Source organism: Spirosoma utsteinense, assembly GCF_014282275.1.
GTDB lineage: Bacteria > Bacteroidota > Bacteroidia > Cytophagales > Spirosomataceae > Spirosoma > Spirosoma utsteinense.
Genome location: NZ_VFIA01000096.1, coordinates 1 through 5,738, shown reverse-complemented (window position 1 = coordinate 5,738; position 5,738 = coordinate 1). Strand labels below are relative to the sequence as shown.

Genomic DNA, 5,738 nt, shown 5'->3' with positions numbered 1-5,738 from the left:
ACTAGACCGTTTGAGCACCAGCATGACCCATCAAATGGACCGCTTTAGCGACAGAATAACTGAATTATTCGACTTCATGAGAGTGAAAAGGCTTTTATGAGAAAGCCCTGCCTGTCAAATTGAGTGCTTACAGGGTAGAATATGGCTGTGTTGAGATCAGTCCTCAAGTGCCCATCTTCGTTGTTGATCAAGATCGCTACATCCATTTTGAATGGAATAAACGGAGCTCAGGAATTATAGCATAGTTCAATCAAAAACTGCTTTAGTAACGGTTTAAAAAAAGTAGATTAGCTGAGCGGCATTAACACTATCAATTTATAGTGAGGAGTTTAACTCCTAAACGGGATGTGTGTATGACGCTTTAAACGGAGCATCTTTTTATCAAGTCAATAGGCTTTGTATCAGCCACCATCCCGTTAATACGTCCCATATTTTGGTTGTTTCATCCCATAGTTGTTTAGATTCATCCCTTTCATTTTTCAAGGCAGCAATTATGCACCTGTTTTGGTCCGCAACAACAAGCACTAATGCAATGAACAGGATTCGACCTTTCCGCAGCTTTTTGACCAATGGCGTAGTCTTTCTACTCAGCCTCCTATTATTTATTGAAGCCGTATCGTGGGAGCTTGGTCCTGCAATTAAAATGACACAGTTAAACCAGGCTGGGATTCACGACCTGTGAAAATATCACCGTAAATTCCTTGTTTATAGATAGTTATAATATCACATGAAAGTTTTGTACTTGTTGTACAGAATACCCCATCTTTACCCAAGCATATACCGCAATGCAATTCGCAACTGACGGCGTACTGTTCGTAGCGATGATGTAATGACATCAACTTATCTAGCGAGCCACCGACTAAAAAACAATCAAAGTAAAGTCAGCAATACGGTTCAATTCTTCATTTCGGCTACAACAACGATCGAAAAGGCTACATTATATACCGCTTTATAGCTGAGCTTTGTAAACACAAAAGGTGTTCGAAGAATGAACACTCCTGGCGAACAAAACAACCAGTAGAAACCATTTTCTGGCCGGTTCACCAGCAAAACTTCAATCGTTTATCGCTACAAAAAGGCAAACACTAAAAACCAAAGTTATGGAAAACAAACAGCAGTTTACTCAGCTCATCAAAGAAGGATTGTCGGCCATTAAGACCGGTAGTGAGATTGCGGCAAAGTCTTCCGATATTATTATCAATGCCGCTACGAACCCAAAACTCAAAGAAGCGCTTCAAAAAAATAAGGAAACGGCAAAAATATGGGTAGAGCGCACGGACCGGGCTATCCAGGAGACCGGCGCAATTGGTCAAATAGACAACCCAGTTGTGGATGGCATTGGTAAGGTACATCAGAACATCTTAAACAGCGGTCTGGACGATTATTCCCGTGACTTGGGTATTATCAATGCCGGCCAACTGGCATTGCATTATTGGATTGCGGCCTTTGGCACTATGGCAAATTATGCCAAGCAAGCCGGGCTCGATGAAACTTATAAAGCCATGAAAGATTGTGCAGATGAATCTGTCGTTGCCGATGAAGAACACACGAAAGTTGCCGAGCAGATCTTGGGCGGAAATTAGCCAAACCTGCTTTAATGGTAAGTAGAGCCGAATTTAAGCGCGTGTTGGAGTATTCGCTCCTGCTTAGAGCATCGAGCTCGGCAAAGCCGCTCGCCCTGAACCGACGGGTGGCTCTGTGATTGTTGGCAGGCGGTGGTTCGCGGAACGGACCACCGCCTGCCAACAGCAAGTCCGGGCCCAATCGCTCGGGCGACCCTATACTGGCGGCTGGCCGAAAATTATGCGTAGACGATAGCTACGCCGTAGCTTTTTTGGGCCAGGCCAGATGGCGCTGAAGATGATTCTTTGCCTGGACAGTAGAGCTACTTTTTTCTACCTGACTTTTATTTTGAACTCAACTGAGCTTAACAGAAACTAACAGCTGCGAGCTTGGAATCTAATTAATCATGGAATTTTCTCTTATTAATGCGCTGCAAAACGCTGGCGATTATTTTCCGCAACGGGCCCTTCTGCTATACGGGCTGTTTCTGCTCGCGTTATCGCCCATTGGCGTCATCTGGTTTTTCTTCGACACTCGCTCCATCAACAAAGAGTCTCCAGCGATTAAACCGTTACGGTTTCTGCTGTCGATTGGGACTTACCTAATTACTCTTTCTTACTTTTACAATTTTGTTCAACCGCCCCGATTTCAGGGCCTCCTGCCTAGTTTAACCGTTTGGATATCATTAATCGGCTGCTCCCTGGAGCTTACGTTCATTATTACTCAGGCCGCCCGCGCCCGTCGTTCGCACTTTAATAACGCAACCCGTTTTGATGCAGCTATTAACGCACTCATGGGCGTAGTTGCTCTACCCTTTCTCTCAGGCGGGATTCCGCTCATCATCGAGATTGCAACCCATCCGAGAAGTGGATCAAACCCACTCATGCTTGAGGCGATTTTGACTGGCTTTATCGTGATGCAGCTTTTAGGTGGGGGTACAGGCGTTATGATGGGCATTATCCAGGGAAACGGGTCGCGTGCTGGATCAAGACGAGTTCCTATTTTCGGATGGACTTTAGCGGGAGGCGACATCCGAGTCGCCCACTTTTTTGCCATTCACGCTGTCGAAATCTTTCCAGTTGTTGCAGGGGCTCTTCTCTTTCTTGAACCCGCAAGCGCCCTAAGCCTGTGGCGCCTGTTCAGTCTCACATTCATTGCTCTCACCATCTACCTTTGCTACTGGGCTTGGACGACCAAACTGCCAACCAGCGCAACGGGCGGATCGATTCCAAAGACTGTTGAGCATTTTACCGCATAATGGATGCCCTGCCCTGCATCAGTCAACGCAACGATTTACCAGCCCTAGCGAGGTCTTCACGGCGTCCTGGGAGGTCAAGGCCATGGTTGATTTGGTGCCAAGATGAGTTTATGCGTATTGTTTTTTTGTATTGTGGAATCGGCTTGCAGGCGTGGTACCGTCTTAGTGGCGCCTTTACGTAGCAACCTCTTTGCCGTTGACTGCCAGTAAGACAAGTTCAATTTTGGGAAACGCTATTATGACCTGCTTGGATTATTGTGCCTGGGTGCGATTGAATTTTTTTATTGAATAACACACATTGTAAATTCCCACGTCAATGGGAAATGACGGACAAAAATCACTGGCTACCAACAGGTATTGTCAACATGAGGCTGGTGAAAATAGTTGAACCGCCCAGCAGCCCTGATTCGCGTTTCGGTCGAGTACCCAGGCTGACGGACCTCAAATGTTATCACTTTAGCGCCCTATAAACTAATAGCAGCAGTTGTAAGGACAGAATTTCGTGTTCTGTGAAACTTCATGTTAACGGCAATACTAGTCGTTTGGGGCTACATCTATTTTTTGGCGCTACAATTTTGTACCGTAGTCTAAAAGCAGAAAAGATGAATATTGTACTGACCGGCTCACTGGGCAACATCAGCAAACCACTCGCCCAGATATTGCTGCAGAAGGGCCACTCGCCAACAGTTATCAGCGGCAAAGCCGACCGGCAAAAAGACATTGAGGCCCTTGGCACTAAAGCGGCTATTGGCTCTTTGTTTGACGCGGCGTTTCTCTCATTAGCATTTAAAGGGGCCGATATCGTTTATCTAATGGAACCGCCCTTTCACTTTACCGACCCTAACGCTAATTCGGAAACGCTTTGGCAAGACATCGCACATACTTATGTAGAGGCCATTCAAAAGGCAGGGGTCACCAAAGTGGTCCATCTGAGCAGTATCGGGGGACATACCGATAAGGGGGTGGGCATACTGTCCTGGCATTATCACGTCGAACAAATCTTGAAAAGATTACTCCCTGCCGTGTCCATTAAAACGATGCGCCCAGTTGGTTTTTATGGCAATTTACTGGCTAATATTTCGATCCTAAAGCAACTCAGCCAGGGGTTTATCGGGGGCTCACTGGCCCTACAATATTATGGCGTTGCAGGTCTATTGAGCGGTAAAAGAGGCGTGATCATGGGAAACTATGACGGTGATGTCGTGAATTCATACGTATCGCCCAACGATATTGCGGCGTTTATTGCCGAAGAAATGGAGAAACTATTTACGGGAAGAATGGTCCGGTATATAGCCAGTGAAGAGCTTACTGGTAATCAAATAGCAAAAGTATTGGGAGAAGCCATTGGCAAGCCTTATTTAAAGCATGGTAAAATCTCGGATAAAATACTGGCCAGTGCCCTGAAGAAACAAGGCCTGGATGTAAAACTGGCGAGCGGAATCGTGGAGATGGGCGTGTCGGGGCGTACGGGTAAACTTTATGAAGACTATAACAAACACAAACTGGTACTGGGAAAACCAAGTTAAACGACTTTGCCAACAACTTTGCTAATACCTACTACAAGCAGTAATTGAGGATAGAGATGACGAACGAAAAGTTGGATCGCATAAAGACGATCAGTGAATACCATGAATTGGTGGGCTTACCTAAGCCGGAACATCCCCTGATTAGTGTGGTACACTTCGATAGCCAGGAAGGCTCACTATTCGGGGAGTCGGCAAATCTTATACTCGATTTTTATTTTGTCATCCTGAAACGGATGAAAGGTTTCAAATACAAATACGGCCAACAGAGTTACGACTTCGACGAAGGCGTGATGGGTTTTGTTTCACCCAATCAGGTTTTTGCCGTAGAAATTGTGCCGGATTTAAACGTAAAGCGTTCGGGCTGGATGTTGCTGATCCATCCTGATTTTTTATGGAACACTACGTTGGCGGAAGGCATAAAACGATATGAGTACTTTGATTATTCAGTCCATGAAGCATTGTTTTTGTCGGATAAAGAGGAGCGGACTCTCAACGGGGTTGTCGAAAATATCCGGCAGGAATATTATTCGGGCATCGATAAATTCAGCAAGAACATTATCATTTCGCACCTTGAAGCCTTATTGAATTATGCCGACCGGTTTTACCATCGCCAGTTTATTACCCGGGAAAAGGCGAACAGTTTGATTTTGGAGCGACTTGAAAAATTGCTGACCAATTATTTCGATACTGATAATTTAGTGGCAAAAGGCTTACCAACGGTTCACTGGGTTGCCGGCCAACTGAGTGTGTCTCCCAGCTACTTAAGCAGTTTATTACGAGTACTTACCGGCCAGAATACCCAGCAGCACATCCATGAAAAGCTCATCGAACGGGCAAAAGAGCAATTATCGACGACCGACTTATCGGTGGGCGAAATTGCGTACAGGCTGGGTTTTGAGCATTCGCAATCTTTTAACCGACTCTTCAAAGCAAAGACCCACCTTTCTCCTTCGGAGTTCAGACAATCATTCAAATAACTTATAAAATATGTCAACACAACAAGCCCTGCGGACAATGCTTATGCCTTTATATTTGCGTTGTACTTGTGGGTGGTCACTGTCCACCAAATTTCTTGAGTACTTATGGCGCGACCGACTTAATTAAACTGAGTATGTCGTTCCCAACCAATTAAAGACAGGACTAAGCAGACCTGCCAACAACGTCCATTCTCCAGCATTCATATATCTGCTTCAGCAAACAGGCGTTTCAAAAGACGCTACCAGCCAACGGACTAAATAAAAAATAGGGCAAAGACGCTTTAGTTATAATTTGAGCTATAGTAGGGCTAGTGCTCTTCCAAATTAATAGTTGAAGTAAAATAGAGTAGCTTTGTAGTATGGGCCAAATCGCTACTCCATTCGTCTTGTCAGAAGCCGATCAGACAACACTTG

General features: G+C 45.2%; 4 protein-coding genes. All 4 read left to right on the top strand.

Going from position 1 to position 5,738, the window contains the following annotated elements:
* Nucleotides 1-1,100 precede the first annotated feature (1,100 nt).
* The 4 genes from FH603_RS27555 to FH603_RS27540 all read left to right on the top strand — a co-directional run bounded on the left by FH603_RS27555 (nucleotide 1,101) and on the right by FH603_RS27540 (nucleotide 5,324).
* A complete protein-coding gene (locus tag FH603_RS27555) occupies nucleotides 1,101-1,583 on the top strand; it encodes a YciE/YciF ferroxidase family protein (protein ID WP_186742465.1) in 483 nt (160 codons plus the stop codon).
* A gap of 386 nt (nucleotides 1,584-1,969) precedes the next feature.
* Entirely contained in the window at nucleotides 1,970-2,821 is an 852-nt protein-coding gene (locus tag FH603_RS27550; protein WP_186742463.1) for a hypothetical protein, read from the top strand.
* Between the two features lie 602 nt (nucleotides 2,822-3,423).
* Entirely contained in the window at nucleotides 3,424-4,347 is a 924-nt protein-coding gene (locus tag FH603_RS27545) for an SDR family oxidoreductase (protein ID WP_222439566.1), read from the top strand.
* A gap of 56 nt (nucleotides 4,348-4,403) precedes the next feature.
* A complete protein-coding gene (locus tag FH603_RS27540; protein WP_186742461.1) occupies nucleotides 4,404-5,324 on the top strand; it encodes a helix-turn-helix domain-containing protein in 921 nt (306 codons plus the stop codon).
* The last annotated feature ends 414 nt before the right edge of the window (nucleotides 5,325-5,738 follow it).

Excerpts from the sequence above, each read along its gene's own strand:
- FH603_RS27555 (WP_186742465.1), top strand. The coding sequence starts at position 1,101 with ATGGAAAACAAACAGCAGTTTACTCAGCTCATCAAAGAAGGATTGTCG.
- FH603_RS27550 (WP_186742463.1), top strand. The coding sequence starts at position 1,970 with ATGGAATTTTCTCTTATTAATGCGCTGCAAAACGCTGGCGATTATTTT.
- FH603_RS27545 (WP_222439566.1), top strand. The coding sequence starts at position 3,424 with ATGAATATTGTACTGACCGGCTCACTGGGCAACATCAGCAAACCACTC.
- FH603_RS27540 (WP_186742461.1), top strand. The coding sequence starts at position 4,404 with ATGACGAACGAAAAGTTGGATCGCATAAAGACGATCAGTGAATACCAT.